The sequence below is a fragment of the Rheinheimera sp. UJ51 genome, assembly GCF_020819615.1.
Lineage (GTDB): Bacteria > Pseudomonadota > Gammaproteobacteria > Enterobacterales > Alteromonadaceae > Alishewanella > Alishewanella maricola.
Map to the genome: position 1 here is coordinate 90,925 of NZ_JAJHOG010000007.1, position 13,354 is coordinate 104,278.

The following is a 13,354-nucleotide window of genomic DNA, read 5'->3' on the forward strand; positions in this document are numbered from 1 at the left end:
ATACTCTGGAGATGATAATGCGCTTTAACAAAACTCGACTGGCTCAGTTAATCTGTTTTTCTAGCATGGCACTCATAATGGCCGGCTGTACTGGTGACGATGGTGAAAATGGCAGCGATGGCGCTACCGGTTTAGCCGGTTCGGATGGCGCCGCTGGCTTCAACACCTTGATCCGCACAACTCACATTGGCTTAGATCGTGAATGTGATGTCGGAGGGATAAAACTGGAAACAGGCTTAGACAGCAATCGTAATGAACAGCTCGACGATAGCGAAGTCTCGCAAACGTCTTTACTCTGTAATGCCGCGGCAGCAGAAAGCACGCCTAACCGCATAAAGCTGGCATTTGCTGGTCGTTATGAAAGCAATGCATTTGGGCAGAGCGCGGCTGAAATAGTCACATTTGATCCTGCAACACAACGCAGCTTTGTCGTTAACGCTCAACTAGGTGAGCTGGATGTGTTAGCCATGGACAATCCAATCGCCCCAATTAAAATAGGGACCATTTCCGTGGCAGAGATCGCTGCGGGTGCACAAGTTAACAGCGTAGCAATATACAAAGGACTTATTGCAGTAGCCATTGAAGCTGCAAATAAAACAGATAACGGCTTTGTCGCCTTTTATCGCGCTGAAGATCTGAGCAAACTGGCGCAGGTACAAGTAGGTGCGCTACCTGATATGCTCACCTTTACCCCAAATGGCCAGTTTTTATTAGTCGCTAATGAAGGTGAGCCCAGTGACGATTATCAAGTTGATCCTGAAGGATCAATCAGCATAATTAGTGTCAGTGATCTGAACAATATTACTCAAGCACAAGTGCGCACGGCCGGATTTAACGCCTTCAACACAGCAAAAGCCGAACTCTTAACCGCCGGTGTTCGGGTGTATGGCCCCAATGCTAGCGTGGCTCAAGATCTGGAACCTGAATATCTTGCCGTTGCACCAGACAGTAAAACCGCATGGGCGGTCTTACAAGAAAATAATGCCGTCGCGGTGATAGATATTGAGAGCGCCAGTATCAGTGCTATTTTGCCTTTAGGCTTTAAAGATCATGGTGCCAATGGTCAAGGCCTTGACCTCAGTGATACCGAAGACAGTATTAATATTGCGCAATGGCCCGGTATCACCGGTATGTACCAACCTGATGCGATGGCCGCTTATCAAGTGGGCAATACCACTTATCTCATCACGGCCAACGAGGGGGATGCCCGAGCTTGGGGCGAAAACAACGCCGCTTATTTTGGTACCGCCGGCAACACCCCTTGTAATGGCGATACCAACAAGGGGTTTATCGAAGAGTTCCGCGTTAAACATTTAGTGCATCGTAATGGTTTTGATCGCCGCTGTGGCGATGACTTACCCGCCCATTTACGTGAGTTAGCAGCCGGCGCCTTACTTAACCCCAGCGTTTTCGCTTACTGTGGCGCAGCGCTGGGCGAACCCGGCAACTGTCGCGAAGATGATCTGTTAGGCCGCGTAAACGTGAGTTGGACCATGGGTTACCAAACTCATGCTGATGGCTCACCATTGCTTTACAAAGCCGATGGCACTTTACCTGCGTTGGGTGAAACAGGCGACAGATTGATGTATGACAAACTCTATACCTACGGGGCGCGCTCCTTTGCCATCTGGGATACCACAGATATGTCATTAAAATATGATTCTGGCGACTTTTTAGAACAACTGCTAGCCAGTGACGATTGTAGGCTGGGTAGTAACCGCGACATACCTTGCAAAGACTGGTTTAACAGCAACCATGAAGAAGGTGATGCCTTTGACAATCGCAGCGATAATAAAGGACCCGAGCCAGAAGGCTTAGCTGTCGGCAAGATTGGTAATAAGCATTATGCTTTTATAGGCTTAGAGCGGATGGGCGGTATAGTGGTATTTGATATCAGTAATCCTGCTGAGCCGATTTTTCAAGATTACTTCAATAGCCGTGATTTTTGGGATGAAGCTGATCCGTCACTCAATTTAAGCAACAGCGGCGACTTGGGCCCTGAAGGTTTATTTTTTGTACCCGCAAAACATTCACCTAGCGGCCAACCCATGCTACTTGTTGGCAATGAAGTCAGTGGCACCACTAGCGTATATCATATCCAGTTACAGTAAACATTGCGCTTGACGTTATCGCCTAACACCTGCTGCGAAACCACGCAGGTGTTAGGCTTTAGCACAACGCCTAAACTACCATTTGCCAATAACGTAACTGAGCAGTAACAGGTTTGCCGCTACGGCCAGCCAAAACCAGGCCAGAAAAGAGAATAACCGTCCTTATTTAGGTTTATTCAGCAGCGCTTTTAAATCAGCAAAAGGATTATGCGTTGCCGCTGCGACCTTTTGCTCGGTGGTGCCGCCATACAACACATATTCGTGGAATTTATTATGTTCATTGTCGTGGCAATAAATACACAACAGCTCCCAATTGCTGCCATCTGCAGGGTTATTGCTGTGATTATGATCAATATGATGCACCGTTAATTCTCGCAGGTTTGAGTGCACAAATTCACGGGCACAACGGCCACAAACCCAGGGATACATTTTTAACGCTTTATCGCGATAACCTTGCTCTTGTTGCTGATAGGCACTTTTGCTCATGACTGTCCTAGTATTTTTGGGGTGGCATGGCAGATAACCGCCACTGCGAGGCAAACCATTTCGATGAAATGGTTATCTTACCAGCCTGTTTGATTGATGCAATTCATCAGCGCAGCGTCACCGCAAAAAATGCAGTTCATTACAACGGCTTGCTCTTTTGCGCAACAGCATTGAGTGTTTTAGCAAACCGGTGTTCACCCTTCCCTAAATAAATTCAGTCAAAAGCCAGAACAATCAGGACACATGTCGTTTTTCTTGCACATTGTTTGCAAGTTTCGTTGTTAGCCTAAGTTTGTGCTCACTCGGTTAGCACGTCCAAATTTTAGATGAACCCGCTTTTCTAACACAGGAGCAAGGCAATGATTGGATCGATTAACTCTAGTGCTGGTATGCCGCCACCGCCAAGAAATGATAAGCCGCTTACCGCAGAGCAAAGTACACTGATTACCGATACCTTAGCAGAATATGATCTCGATAACTTGTCAGATGAAGATGCGTCTGCGATTGTCAGTATCTTTAACGAAGCGGGCATTCAACCGGGTAAAGCGCTACAAGCGGCGTTAGCTGCCGAGGGTATTGATGCTAAAGCCTTGGGCGATCGGGTCAAGAAATCAAAAGACGCTGGCATGGGTGCGCCGCCAGTGATGCAAGATACACAGCAACTGAGTGAAATAACCGCCTACCTCACCGAGTTGTTAGAATCAAAATATGCGGAGAAAGGCGCTGAAAATCTGACAGATGATGATAAAACCTCGATTTACGCGCAGGTATTAGAAAAATTTGGCTTAACCCAGCGCGAAAGCATTATTAAAACGACGGCATAAGGGCTCTAGTCGCCCTTTCATGCTCAATAGCTGCTAGGGCTGACGTAGTTCCCCCGAAGATCTAAATGGCTTCTTCGTTGCGGCTTCATCTTTACTCAAAAGCTGCACATGACGGCGCCAATAGCTTTTTACTGTCGCCGGCAAGTCACTCTCAAATCACTTGCCAGATGCAATCCATTTTTTTAACTTCACCACCATCACCGCAATTTTTACTAAGCATCATTAACACCTAGACCAAAGTCGACAACCATGTCACTTGCAAAATGGCAGCAACTGGCCTAAATTAGACCAAGCAGTCTAATTAATTAACGTGAGCTATGGATAACCAAAAGCGCCAACGCGGCCGACCGAAGAAAAACCAAGATGCCGATCCGAATACCAAGGCCGTGCTGCTGCGCGCAGGCTTAGTATGGTTGACCTCGTCAGGATTTAACCAAAGCAGTTTGGATACTATATTAAGCTCGGTGCAGGTCCCCAAAGGTTCGTTTTATCATTACTTCGAAAACAAAGAAGCTTATGGGTTAGAAGTATTAGCTCACTATCGCCAGTACTTTGAAGCGAAATTAAGCAAACATCTTAACGACACCCGTTATCCTCCTCTGCAACGGCTTAGCCATTTTATGAGCGATGCCAGTAACGGTATGGCCAAGTATCAATTTAGTCGAGGCTGCCTGATCGGTAATTTAGAACTGGAATTACCGCAATTACCCGACACCTTTCGCCACGCCATTGTGGCGACCTATAGCAGCTGGCAAGCATTGGTCGCGAATTGCTTAAAACAAGCACAAGCCCAAGCTCAGATCACGGCAGATAAAGACCCAGCAGCTTTAGCAGAAGTATTTTGGATCGGTTGGGAAGGTGCGGTCGCGCGAGCGCGCTTGCTCCAATCCGCACAACCGCTACAACAATTTGGTCAGTTCTTTTTGAAACAACTTTCCCATTAATTTTAATTACACCCCACTGTAAAACGGAGAATCGTATGTTTAAGGCAATTTTAATTAATAAAGATGACCAAGGTTATCGCGCCGAGTTAACGACCGTAGACGAGCAACAACTGCCTGCCGGTGATGTCACCGTAAAAGTGTTAACCAGTACCCTCAATTATAAAGACGGCTTGGCCATTACCGGCAAAGCGCCTGTTGTGCGCGCATTCCCCATGGTGCCAGGCATCGATTTGGTTGGCGAAGTCTTGCAATCTGATTCTAGCCGTTTTCAAGTCGGTGATAAGGTGCTGCTCAACGGCTTTGGGGTGGGCGAAGGTCATTGGGGTGGCTTAGCTGAAAAAGCCCGTTTAAAAAGTGACTGGCTGATCCCGCTTCCTAAAGGCATCAGCCCAGCGCAAGCGATGGGTGTAGGTACGGCAGGCTATACCGCGATGCTTTGTGTGCTCGCGCTGCAAAAACATGGTGTTACCCCTGAGCAAGGTGAAATTTTAGTGACGGGTGCCAATGGCGGTGTCGGTAGTTATGCCGTGCGCTTACTCAGCAAGCTGGGTTTTAACGTGGTAGCGGCCACCGGTCGGCCTGAAGAAAGTGACTATCTGAAAAAACTCGGTGCAACCGACATTTTACCCCGTGAACAATTAAGTGCGCCGGGCAAACCGCTGCAAAAAGAACGTTGGGCGGGAGTTGTCGATTGCGTCGGTAGCCATACCCTCGCCAACGCCTGTGCTAGCACCCGTTATGGTGGTGCCGTTGCCGCTTGCGGCTTGGCACAAGGCATGGATTTCCCCTCTTCCGTGGCGCCCTTTATCCTGCGCGGTGTCGTGTTATACGGCATTGATAGCGTAATGCGCCCATTAGCAGATCGCATTGAAGCCTGGCAACGGTTAAGTGAATTGTTAACCGCTGAAGATTTTGACACGATAAGCCATGTCATTTCGCTAGAGCAAGTGGTCAGCACCGCTAACGACTTGCTACAAGGTAAGGTACGCGGCCGAGTTATTGTGAAAGTCGCTGAGTAATGCTTTGAGTTAGGTTGATAAACTGCCCGTTTTTGCGGGCATTTTTATGTAGCAGTAGCAAAATAAACCGCCTTTATCACTTAATTGAAATGATAAAAATTAACACCTTACTCACTTTCGCTATAAATAATAAAAAATGACTTCCCCCGAAAACAATGCATCTGTTCCTTCAATCGCACCGAAAGTAAATGATCCTTGTTTTTGCGGAAATGGTAAAAAAATACAAAAAATGTTGCAAACAAAGAGTTGAAGATGCAAAGCGCAAATATAGCTATCTTAGATAACATTATAAAACTATTGAGTTACCTCTATGCTAGCGACTGTTAAACCGGTCTTGGAAGTCTGACAGTTGCTGAATGATGTGTTCAAAAGAGTCTGGTGAGGTGAAAAACATTTGGCCAGTGACAGCGGCTTTGTGATCAGCAGCTATTGCTGCCAAGCGAGCTTCTTGTGGCACTACAGATAATTGTCCACGTAAAATGGCGTCATAGTCGACGCCTTGCACCGGCCAGCGGTGTTTTTTCATTTCAACTACTGCTTGCATGGCTTCGCTACTATTAAAGGCATCGGCGAAATCAGAACGAAGCAGACAGGCCACGTCATACCAATGTCTGGCTAACCGATCAGGGTTTGGTTCATTCGTTTGGGTGCTGAACTGGTGCAGAGCAGTGAGTTTTTCCCAGAAAATAAAGTCATTCTCATAGGCCTGAACATTGGCTTTCGGTAAAACTATTGCTGCGAATTCTTTGATTTCGCCAAGATAACAACTGGTTGTTATGGTTTTGGTGGGTTTGTCCCGGTTACGGCCGCCGAACTCCAGTAAAATATGGTCAAGCTGGTAGTCTCTTGCGTTTTTTGTCACTCGTGGAAAATGGATATCTACTTTTTCGCCGCCAGAGTCTGGTTCCAGCTCAGCTTTCAGACCATCAATCTGATAAGCAGCAAAGCGTTGGTTAAGCCGATGCACCAGTTGCTCTGTCCATCCCAGTAATCGTTGCTGTTGTTGTTCGCGGAACTTCCTGGCTTGGCTGCCATTTTTAGTACTTTGTAGCCAGGCGTTCTGCTCCTGCTCTTCGGTCAGATCAGACAGCTCTGCCCAATGTACCGATAAATCAATATCTTCTGAAAAGCGCTGGATCACTTGCCAGCATTTGCTGAGCGCAGTTCCACCTTTGAACGCTACGGATTTAGCACCGAGCAATTGCTCGTCATACAATAACCGTAGTACTTCGGTGACCCAAAGGTCCTTCTCCAAAAAATTCGCTGCCAGACCAAATTGCTGCTGGGTGGACGCAAAATTAAATAACTCAGCCAGCTCTGAATGTTTGGCTTTGTCAGCATACAGCTGAAACAAATTCATGACAGCAATTCACTTTCAAGCTTGGTTAACTTGTTTTGCCAGGAGAGAAGTGTGGGCTGCAATTTTAGCTTGTGTATAACGGGAATAACTTCGTTACTGGCTAAGTTAAGTCGTTTCAGAGCCGTTTTAAGTTGTTGTAGCGAAGTATGTTCGGCTGACAGCACCAGCAGAGCACGATAGAAGGCCCCTTCGGGTTTATTTGCCCAGCGCAATTTACTTTGAGCTGCATGTTTTACCACGACTTGCTGATTACCCACTTTAAATTCACGAGATGGGCCTGATGTCCAGAATACGGTTTTTACCGGAGCCTGAGTTTGTAAACCTAATCGATAAGCCTCTTCAAGACCATGGGGTACTATGCTGTAGCTGTATTTACGGGCCCACGACAATGCGACTTCTTCTGCGGTAGCTGTTGTCTTGATGGATGGAAAGCTTTTCAGAGGTTTAGGTCTGGCATAAATACCTTTGGCTACCCGAACTACTGTACCTTCTTTTGCAAGTCGGCTCAGCGCTTTTTGAACAGACGTGACAGAACCCAGAGCATAAAAGCCCTCAATGGTAAACGGCATCCCTTTTTGTAGACGGGACACTCTTTGAGCGACTAAAGCTGAGACTGACATCGTAGTATATTTCTGACGACCGGTTTTTAAGGTGGCTTTAGTATAGCTTAATAATAGCAATGCTTGCAAAGGAGATTACGTCAGGATAGATAGCTTTCATGTGTGACATGCTCTTGCTTATTTTGCTGGAAGATAAATAGTACTAATCTATATGCAGCAGCGGTATTATGACCCGCTTATCGGGCGGTTTTATAGTAACGATCAGTATGGCTGCAGTTGCACCACAAGATCCAGCTGGCGTGTTATTGGGTACTGTAAGCCTCGCTACTGGTATTGGCGGATCTTTAACTGGTGTTTGAACAGTTCCCGCAGCTCTGCTTACACTAGCAAGTTTAGATGGTATTCGGTCTTTATGGGTTGGAGGAAGAACACTCACCGGTATGGGATTAGAGACCGCAGCCGCAAATTATGGTTTGGAACGAGAGGATATCGCTCGTGCAGGTAAGTTTGGTGATTTTATCGAAGGAACAACCAGCAGGGGCGCACAATCTTTACACAGCGTTGCAAAAAATGTTGGTAATATCGGTGATGCTGCCGGCGCTACCTCGCAGGCAAGAGATATGGCGAATATGGCAAGTGGAGTTCAGACCTATTCAGTGAATGGGCGTATTGATTCTACGAAATTAGCTGAGTCTCTAGAGAAAAAGGATTAAGTTTTGCAGAAAATCCCAACGTTACCTAAACAATCAAAAGTGATGGCTTGGCTAAAGCGTTTACCGGTGCCGTTACAAATTTTGCTAATCGTTAGTCTGTTGTATCTTACTTGGCACTTCAGGTACTACACCAATGGAGTGGATGAGGCTGAGCTGACAAAGGTTGAAGGTGTATTGTACTCATTTCAGTGTAATCCGAGGATGTCTGGCCAAGACGATATTATTTTGTATACGTCTCTAAGAGAGAGAGAAGTATGGTTTAGTGGTTGGCAAAAGTGTAAAAACCTAGCTTCTGTTTTCTCCTTAGCGAGTAAACCTCAGCAAGTAATATTTTATACACAAAGGCATAAAGGGATACTTAGTCGTGACAGCGAAGGAGCTTTATGGATCCACGCAGTTGATTTGGTAAACCCCAATAAGCCATTAATTTACCCGGTAAATGGCTTGGGCATTCATTACAATCCTAACCCTTGGTGTTTGTTTTTTTTCTTTATCGCTCTGGCATTAATAGAGTCATTAAGAGAACGTTGGATTGACTACAGCGCTAGTGTATCGACTGAGTCGCGGAAAAAATAACCGCACTGGATTTTTCCATTCACAACTCATTGCAAACCATTAAAAGCCTAACATTGAAGATGATTCAGATATACGTCGTCGAACAAGCGTGACATTTGGTTTAAGTATTGACCGCTGTAAGATATAAAGCAGTCTTTGCTGATGACCCCGTGAAATGTCCGCTTTGCACAAACAAACTATTCAGCTTAGCGAATACCGCTCTGGCTTCTATTCCCCTTAGAGCGAGTCGACTGATCATCGTTGGCCAAGGTTTTAAGAAAACGAGTGTTTGAGTGCGGCGACGAAGCATGGCGCGAGTTACGTTTTCGCCTTGGACAGCGCATGAGCAGTGGGGCTTTCGAGCGGAAGTGGGGTCGCATTTTCTTTGGATACTTTCTTTTGGCGACGCAAAAGAAAGTATTTCACCGCAGGTGAAATAATGACTTGCCGATCAGGCAAGTTGTTCTAAATAACTAAGCTGTATTCGAGAACAATGACAGGAATCTGCATGAGTAGCGCGTGAATTGGGCAAAAAGCAAGACCTGACACCGTCTCTCTGCTAACCTGCAATGTCAGCGGATAAGTATTAAGTTTTCGTGAAAAAACCAAATTGCATTGGCGATGCCATGCATAAATATTCCCGGAACAATACTGCCAGTAACAATTCTGGCGATACAAAACAGTACCCCAAAGCAGAACGGCAAGAACAAGCCTAAACCTTGATACTGGGTGTGCAATAGTGCAAAAAATGCCGATGAAACGATAACAACAAAAAAATTCGAATTTACCAACTTCCTTAAAACGTTGACGAGGTGGAAGCGGCTTATTATTTCCTCATACACTGGTACTACCACCGAAGTCAGAAATAAAAGAAACAACATTTCTCCTTTATTTGTTACCTGCGAAATGGATGCCAGCTTGATATTTTCTACTGGGTTATTCATCAGTAGAGTTAATAATAAAAAAATAACAAACGTAAAAGTCGACAATAAAACAAATGCCAGACTGATCAGAAAATTTTCCCTACTGATGTGCAGAACTAGAGCAGCCTTTCTCATTGTTGTGACGTGCGCTAATAACACTGAAAAAAACAGAGTTAACCTTAACGTGGCGAAATCAGCAAGTTTTCCACTCTCCATAACATAAAGTGCAAATCCAGCCAGCACAGAGAAAGCTAAATAGAATAATATTAAATAAATTATAAATTTAAGTGCATGTTTATAGCCATAGGTGAGAACTTTCGAGCTGTTATCTGCATTATTAATTGACATACCGGTACCAAATCACTTGTTGTTGTTCTGATTTTAACTGATAGCAGCAACTGCTACATATTGGTCCATGTTAACGATAAGCGATGGCGACTAAGTAAAGCGGTTAAATCCGGCTGGAAGCCCTGATGATTGGCCGCCATGGTCATACTCTGCAGACGCTGACTGAAGAACCACATAGCGAGCGCATCAATAAACAATCAGTGTTTTCGAGCAAGCTTTGCTTTTACCACTGGCTCTAAAACATAGCCATAGCATACAATCCATAGCGCTAAGATCCCGGCATTTACTAGCCAGTGGTTTTCATTAATGATGTTCAGCATTCCGGCAGCATAAACAATGACAAATGTAACAAAAACAAAAGCAATTCTAAAATAGAGCATTATTATCACCTTAATTTGAATAGGTGTTATTGAAATACCTTAAAATCTAAAATGCTAAAGCAAGAGTGGTCAACGCGTTCTTGAACCGATATTAATGATATTCTTTATTTATTGTTTCGTAAGGCGCTATTACACATCATAAGCTAATCGCTACAGTCCTTCGTTTTTATCGCCATAGCAGCAAGATCTTAAGGGATGGCTTCCTATTAATCTCACCATCAAATCTAATCTTTCTTGAGCAGCGCTGCGAAAAGTACATAAAAAACTGTGGCTAATACCGCCAGCAAAGTGGCTTTAATACCTAATGTCATCTCTGGGGAAACCGCAGTTAACAAAAAGTATGACGCGGTTATGGCCAGTGCAGTAAGTATGGCTAGTAGATTTTTTTTCACAGTATATTCCCCCTTCTTTAGATTCAGGTGTTACCACCTGGAAGTGGAAAGTTTAGACTGTAAATTCGTTACCGACTTGAAAAATTTGCACCGTATGCAACTGCAGGTTAAACACTCAGTTTCAACCAAAACAACGCCATATACCGCTTTTATCAGCTAGCAAACGCCACTTTATTACGCCCGGCTTTTTTCGCTTTATAAAGGGCTTCATCGGCGCGTTTTAGTAATTGCTCGGTACTTTCACCGCTATTGCGCAAGGCGCAACCTAAACTGATGGTGACATGCACGGTTTTGTTTGCTGCGGCACTGCCGCGTTGTTGCTTGCCATCTTTACTGTCTGTTGGCCGCTGTTGCTGACGGATCACCAATGGATACTCTGCCACGGCTTCACGCACTTGCTCTAGCTTTTCAGCCAGCTTTTGTTGATTGTTATGATGAAACACCAAGGTAAATTCTTCGCCGCCATAACGATAAGCCGTTAAACCCGACTGATTAGCCAAAATCGAGCCAAGCAACTTAAGCACCTGATCGCCAACATCATGGCCATACGTATCGTTAAACTTTTTGAAGTGATCAACATCTAGCATGGTCACCGCGCTGCGTTTACCTAAGCGACTTAAGTGGTTCAGCAGCGCTCGCCGCTGGGGTAATTGGGTTAGTTCATCAATATAAGCTAGGTGCAGCATCTGACTGGTTAAACTGAGCAGCAAACTTAAACCTGCCGCCAGAGTGACCCATCCGGCGGCTTGCTCAAACAAGATAAAGGGATAACACAGCATCACCGCTAACCACGAAGCAAACTGCCCCCAACGCTGGCCATTAGCACTATGATAACTGAGCATACTTAACCAGCCAGTCGCCACTAAGGCCATCCACCAAAGGGTGCCCCAATTAATAGCAACGCTGTCAGAAACCGGCTTTAAAAACGTTTCCGGCAGGGATAACTGCGTCACAATGTCAGCAAGCGGTAATACCAACATGGCGGGCGGTGCAAACAGTATGACAAGCAGCAGGAACACGCCTGATAGCGTGCTAGGTTGTGGCTTAGGTTTTAATTGCAGTAACAGAAATAACAGGGTGATCAGCAATGGCAGTAGCATCGCTATTGCTGCAAGTTGCTCACTGGCCAGCGCCATTTCAACCACATAATAATGACTAGCTAACAACACGGCACTGTACAACCAATGCCATTGCCGCATTAGCACCGCCAGCCCAGCGGTTAACAGCAACATCACATACACCAACACAGGAAATAGCTGGCTGATCGCGGCAGCCTGTGGCGCAAACTGCCAGTGCACCAGTAACAACGTAAAAAGGGGTGATAACAAAAATAACGGCATCAACAGTAAACCCATAACAGGGTGCGAAGCGCACAGCAAAAACTCTTCGGTGCCTTAAATAAGGCCATTGGTTGGGTGAGCCATACACACCCGCTACCCTGCCTGATTTATACAGATTGTCATAAAAAGCCGCAAGCTTTCCGAAGCATGCTGGCAGCATTTTGGCTTTCAATAAGATTTAGCAAGGTCTAAAGCTGTTATTTGCACTCATTGAGTAACACATGCGCTTAACACGCCCACTGCAATAGCGATAACCCCAGCGTAGCTGAAAACAATAAAAAAGAGCAGTGCCCTTGCGGCAACTGCTCTTAACTTACACCATAACGTGAGGGCTAATTACTGAGGTAGAAACGGATAATCGGTGTAACCCTCAACACCACCGCCATAAAACAAATCAGGCTTGGCCTCATTCAGAGGTGCATCTTGCTGCATCCGCTCCACTAGATCAGGGTTAGCAATATAAGGCACACCAAAGGCCACCGCATCGGCGATACCCTCAGCCAATGCTTTATTTGCAGCCGCCTTATCAAACTTCTCATTGCTAATATAGACACCGCCAAAGAGCTGTTTCAGCTTTGGTCCTAAGCTATCCGCAGCTTGCGCTTCGCGACTACAGATAAAGGCAATACCACGCTTACTTAATTCACTGGCGACATAACCAAAGGTATCCGCTCGCTGCGAATCGCCCATGTCATGCGCATCTGCGCGCGGTGCTAAATGCATACCCACACGCCCTGCGCCCCACACTTCAATCACGGCATCGGTCACTTCTAACATCAATCGGGCACGGTTCTCTAAGCTGCCACCGTAATTGTCGGTACGCTTGTTAGTGCTGTCTTGTAAAAACTGATCCAATAAGTAACCGTTAGCGCCATGGATCTCCACACCGTCAAAGCCCGCTAATTTCGCGTTTTCAGCACCTTGCCGGTAAGCTGCTACAATGTCAGCCAATTCTGCGGTTTCTAGCGCGCGCGGCGTAACATAGTCTTTTTTAGGGCGCATTAAGCTAACATGCCCTTTGGCAGCAATAGCGCTTGGCGCTACCGGCAGTTCACCATCTAGGTAATGCGGATCGGAAATACGGCCCACATGCCATAATTGCAGCATAATTTTGCCACCAGCCTGGTGTACCGCCGCAGTGATTTTGCGCCAACCGGCCACTTGCTCGGCTGACCAAATACCAGGCGTATCAGGGTAACCTACGCCCATTGGCATCACCGACGTGGCCTCGGTTAAAATTAAACCCGCGCTGGCGCGCTGTGTGTAATATTCCACCATTAAATCATTGGGTACTCGCCCGGCACTGGCACGACAGCGGGTTAACGGTGCCATAATAATGCGGTTTTTTAGCTGTAAATCGCCCACTTGAATAGGATCAAATAAGGTTGGCATAGTGTTG

The 13,354-nt window shown here is 45.9% G+C and carries 15 protein-coding genes; 7 read left to right on the forward strand and 8 right to left on the reverse strand.

Annotated features, from left to right (window positions below):
* Positions 1–17 precede the first annotated feature (17 nt).
* Positions 18–2,111: a choice-of-anchor I family protein gene (locus LMJ53_RS10830; RefSeq protein WP_229586069.1), complete on the forward strand. Its 2,094-nt coding sequence runs from the start codon at positions 18–20 to the stop codon at positions 2,109–2,111.
* 162 nt (positions 2,112–2,273) lie between these two features.
* On the opposite strand, the gene LMJ53_RS10835 is transcribed toward LMJ53_RS10830, so the two are convergent.
* Entirely contained in the window at positions 2,274–2,597 is a 324-nt protein-coding gene (locus LMJ53_RS10835) for a YajD family HNH nuclease (RefSeq protein WP_226751378.1), read from the reverse strand.
* A 26-nt stretch (positions 2,598–2,623) separates the two neighbouring features.
* Here LMJ53_RS10835 and LMJ53_RS10840 point away from each other — a divergent pair, with 26 nt between their 5' ends.
* The 4 genes from LMJ53_RS10840 to LMJ53_RS10855 all read left to right on the forward strand — a co-directional run bounded on the left by LMJ53_RS10840 (position 2,624) and on the right by LMJ53_RS10855 (position 5,384).
* Entirely contained in the window at positions 2,624–2,809 is a 186-nt protein-coding gene (locus LMJ53_RS10840) for a hypothetical protein (RefSeq protein WP_229586070.1), read from the forward strand.
* 147 nt (positions 2,810–2,956) lie between these two features.
* Positions 2,957–3,421, forward strand: coding sequence for a hypothetical protein (locus LMJ53_RS10845; protein ID WP_229586071.1), 465 nt, complete (start codon positions 2,957–2,959; stop codon positions 3,419–3,421).
* Between the two features lie 317 nt (positions 3,422–3,738).
* On the forward strand, positions 3,739–4,365 hold the full coding sequence (locus LMJ53_RS10850) for a TetR family transcriptional regulator C-terminal domain-containing protein (RefSeq protein WP_229586072.1): 627 nt from the start codon (positions 3,739–3,741) through the stop codon (positions 4,363–4,365).
* Positions 4,366–4,400: 35 nt separating this feature from the next.
* Entirely contained in the window at positions 4,401–5,384 is a 984-nt protein-coding gene (locus LMJ53_RS10855; protein ID WP_229586073.1) for an MDR family oxidoreductase, read from the forward strand.
* A gap of 313 nt (positions 5,385–5,697) precedes the next feature.
* Here the strand turns inward: LMJ53_RS10855 and LMJ53_RS10860 are convergent, their stop codons facing one another.
* Both LMJ53_RS10860 and LMJ53_RS10865 read right to left on the reverse strand, forming a co-directional pair.
* Complete coding sequence (locus LMJ53_RS10860; RefSeq protein ID WP_229586074.1) at positions 5,698–6,744, reverse strand: nucleotidyl transferase AbiEii/AbiGii toxin family protein; 1,047 nt, start codon at positions 6,742–6,744, stop codon at positions 5,698–5,700.
* A complete protein-coding gene (locus LMJ53_RS10865) occupies positions 6,741–7,334 on the reverse strand; it encodes a DUF6088 family protein (RefSeq protein WP_229586075.1) in 594 nt (197 codons plus the stop codon). Before LMJ53_RS10865 ends, LMJ53_RS10860 begins: the two co-directional genes overlap by 4 nt.
* A 410-nt stretch (positions 7,335–7,744) precedes the next feature.
* On the opposite strand from LMJ53_RS10865, the gene LMJ53_RS10870 reads away from it, so the two are divergent.
* Both LMJ53_RS10870 and LMJ53_RS10875 read left to right on the forward strand, forming a co-directional pair.
* The gene (locus tag LMJ53_RS10870; RefSeq protein WP_229586076.1) at positions 7,745–8,017 is read left to right on the forward strand and encodes a hypothetical protein; all 273 of its coding nucleotides are present in this window, start codon (positions 7,745–7,747) and stop codon (positions 8,015–8,017) included.
* Between the two features lie 3 nt (positions 8,018–8,020).
* Positions 8,021–8,593, forward strand: coding sequence for a hypothetical protein (locus LMJ53_RS10875; protein ID WP_229586077.1), 573 nt, complete (start codon positions 8,021–8,023; stop codon positions 8,591–8,593).
* Between the two features lie 551 nt (positions 8,594–9,144).
* Here LMJ53_RS10875 and LMJ53_RS10880 read toward each other — a convergent pair.
* From LMJ53_RS10880 to LMJ53_RS10900, 5 genes are all read right to left on the reverse strand, one after another.
* On the reverse strand, positions 9,145–9,843 hold the full coding sequence (locus tag LMJ53_RS10880; protein ID WP_229586078.1) for a CPBP family intramembrane glutamic endopeptidase: 699 nt from the start codon (positions 9,841–9,843) through the stop codon (positions 9,145–9,147).
* Positions 9,844–10,040: 197 nt separating this feature from the next.
* Positions 10,041–10,223 (reverse strand): hypothetical protein, encoded by a 183-nt coding sequence (locus LMJ53_RS10885; protein WP_229586079.1) that lies wholly within the window; start codon positions 10,221–10,223, stop codon positions 10,041–10,043.
* A 224-nt stretch (positions 10,224–10,447) separates the two neighbouring features.
* A complete protein-coding gene (locus LMJ53_RS10890) occupies positions 10,448–10,615 on the reverse strand; it encodes a hypothetical protein (protein ID WP_229586080.1) in 168 nt (55 codons plus the stop codon).
* Positions 10,616–10,767: 152 nt separating this feature from the next.
* Positions 10,768–11,970 (reverse strand): GGDEF domain-containing protein, encoded by a 1,203-nt coding sequence (locus LMJ53_RS10895; RefSeq protein WP_229586081.1) that lies wholly within the window; start codon positions 11,968–11,970, stop codon positions 10,768–10,770.
* A gap of 321 nt (positions 11,971–12,291) precedes the next feature.
* Positions 12,292–13,347: an alkene reductase gene (locus tag LMJ53_RS10900; protein WP_229586082.1), complete on the reverse strand. Its 1,056-nt coding sequence runs from the start codon at positions 13,345–13,347 to the stop codon at positions 12,292–12,294.
* Positions 13,348–13,354 lie beyond the last annotated feature (7 nt).

Excerpts from the sequence above, each read along its gene's own strand:
- LMJ53_RS10895 (WP_229586081.1), bottom strand. The coding sequence starts at position 11,970 with ATGGGTTTACTGTTGATGCCGTTATTTTTGTTATCACCCCTTTTTACG.
- LMJ53_RS10840 (WP_229586070.1), top strand. The coding sequence starts at position 2,624 with ATGGCAGATAACCGCCACTGCGAGGCAAACCATTTCGATGAAATGGTT.
- LMJ53_RS10880 (WP_229586078.1), bottom strand. The coding sequence starts at position 9,843 with ATGTCAATTAATAATGCAGATAACAGCTCGAAAGTTCTCACCTATGGC.
- LMJ53_RS10835 (WP_226751378.1), bottom strand. The coding sequence starts at position 2,597 with ATGAGCAAAAGTGCCTATCAGCAACAAGAGCAAGGTTATCGCGATAAA.
- LMJ53_RS10860 (WP_229586074.1), bottom strand. The coding sequence starts at position 6,744 with ATGAATTTGTTTCAGCTGTATGCTGACAAAGCCAAACATTCAGAGCTG.
- LMJ53_RS10830 (WP_229586069.1), top strand. The coding sequence starts at position 18 with ATGCGCTTTAACAAAACTCGACTGGCTCAGTTAATCTGTTTTTCTAGC.
- LMJ53_RS10885 (WP_229586079.1), bottom strand. The coding sequence starts at position 10,223 with ATGCTCTATTTTAGAATTGCTTTTGTTTTTGTTACATTTGTCATTGTT.
- LMJ53_RS10870 (WP_229586076.1), top strand. The coding sequence starts at position 7,745 with ATGGGATTAGAGACCGCAGCCGCAAATTATGGTTTGGAACGAGAGGAT.
- LMJ53_RS10900 (WP_229586082.1), bottom strand. The coding sequence starts at position 13,347 with ATGCCAACCTTATTTGATCCTATTCAAGTGGGCGATTTACAGCTAAAA.
- LMJ53_RS10855 (WP_229586073.1), top strand. The coding sequence starts at position 4,401 with ATGTTTAAGGCAATTTTAATTAATAAAGATGACCAAGGTTATCGCGCC.
- LMJ53_RS10845 (WP_229586071.1), top strand. The coding sequence starts at position 2,957 with ATGATTGGATCGATTAACTCTAGTGCTGGTATGCCGCCACCGCCAAGA.
- LMJ53_RS10850 (WP_229586072.1), top strand. The coding sequence starts at position 3,739 with ATGGATAACCAAAAGCGCCAACGCGGCCGACCGAAGAAAAACCAAGAT.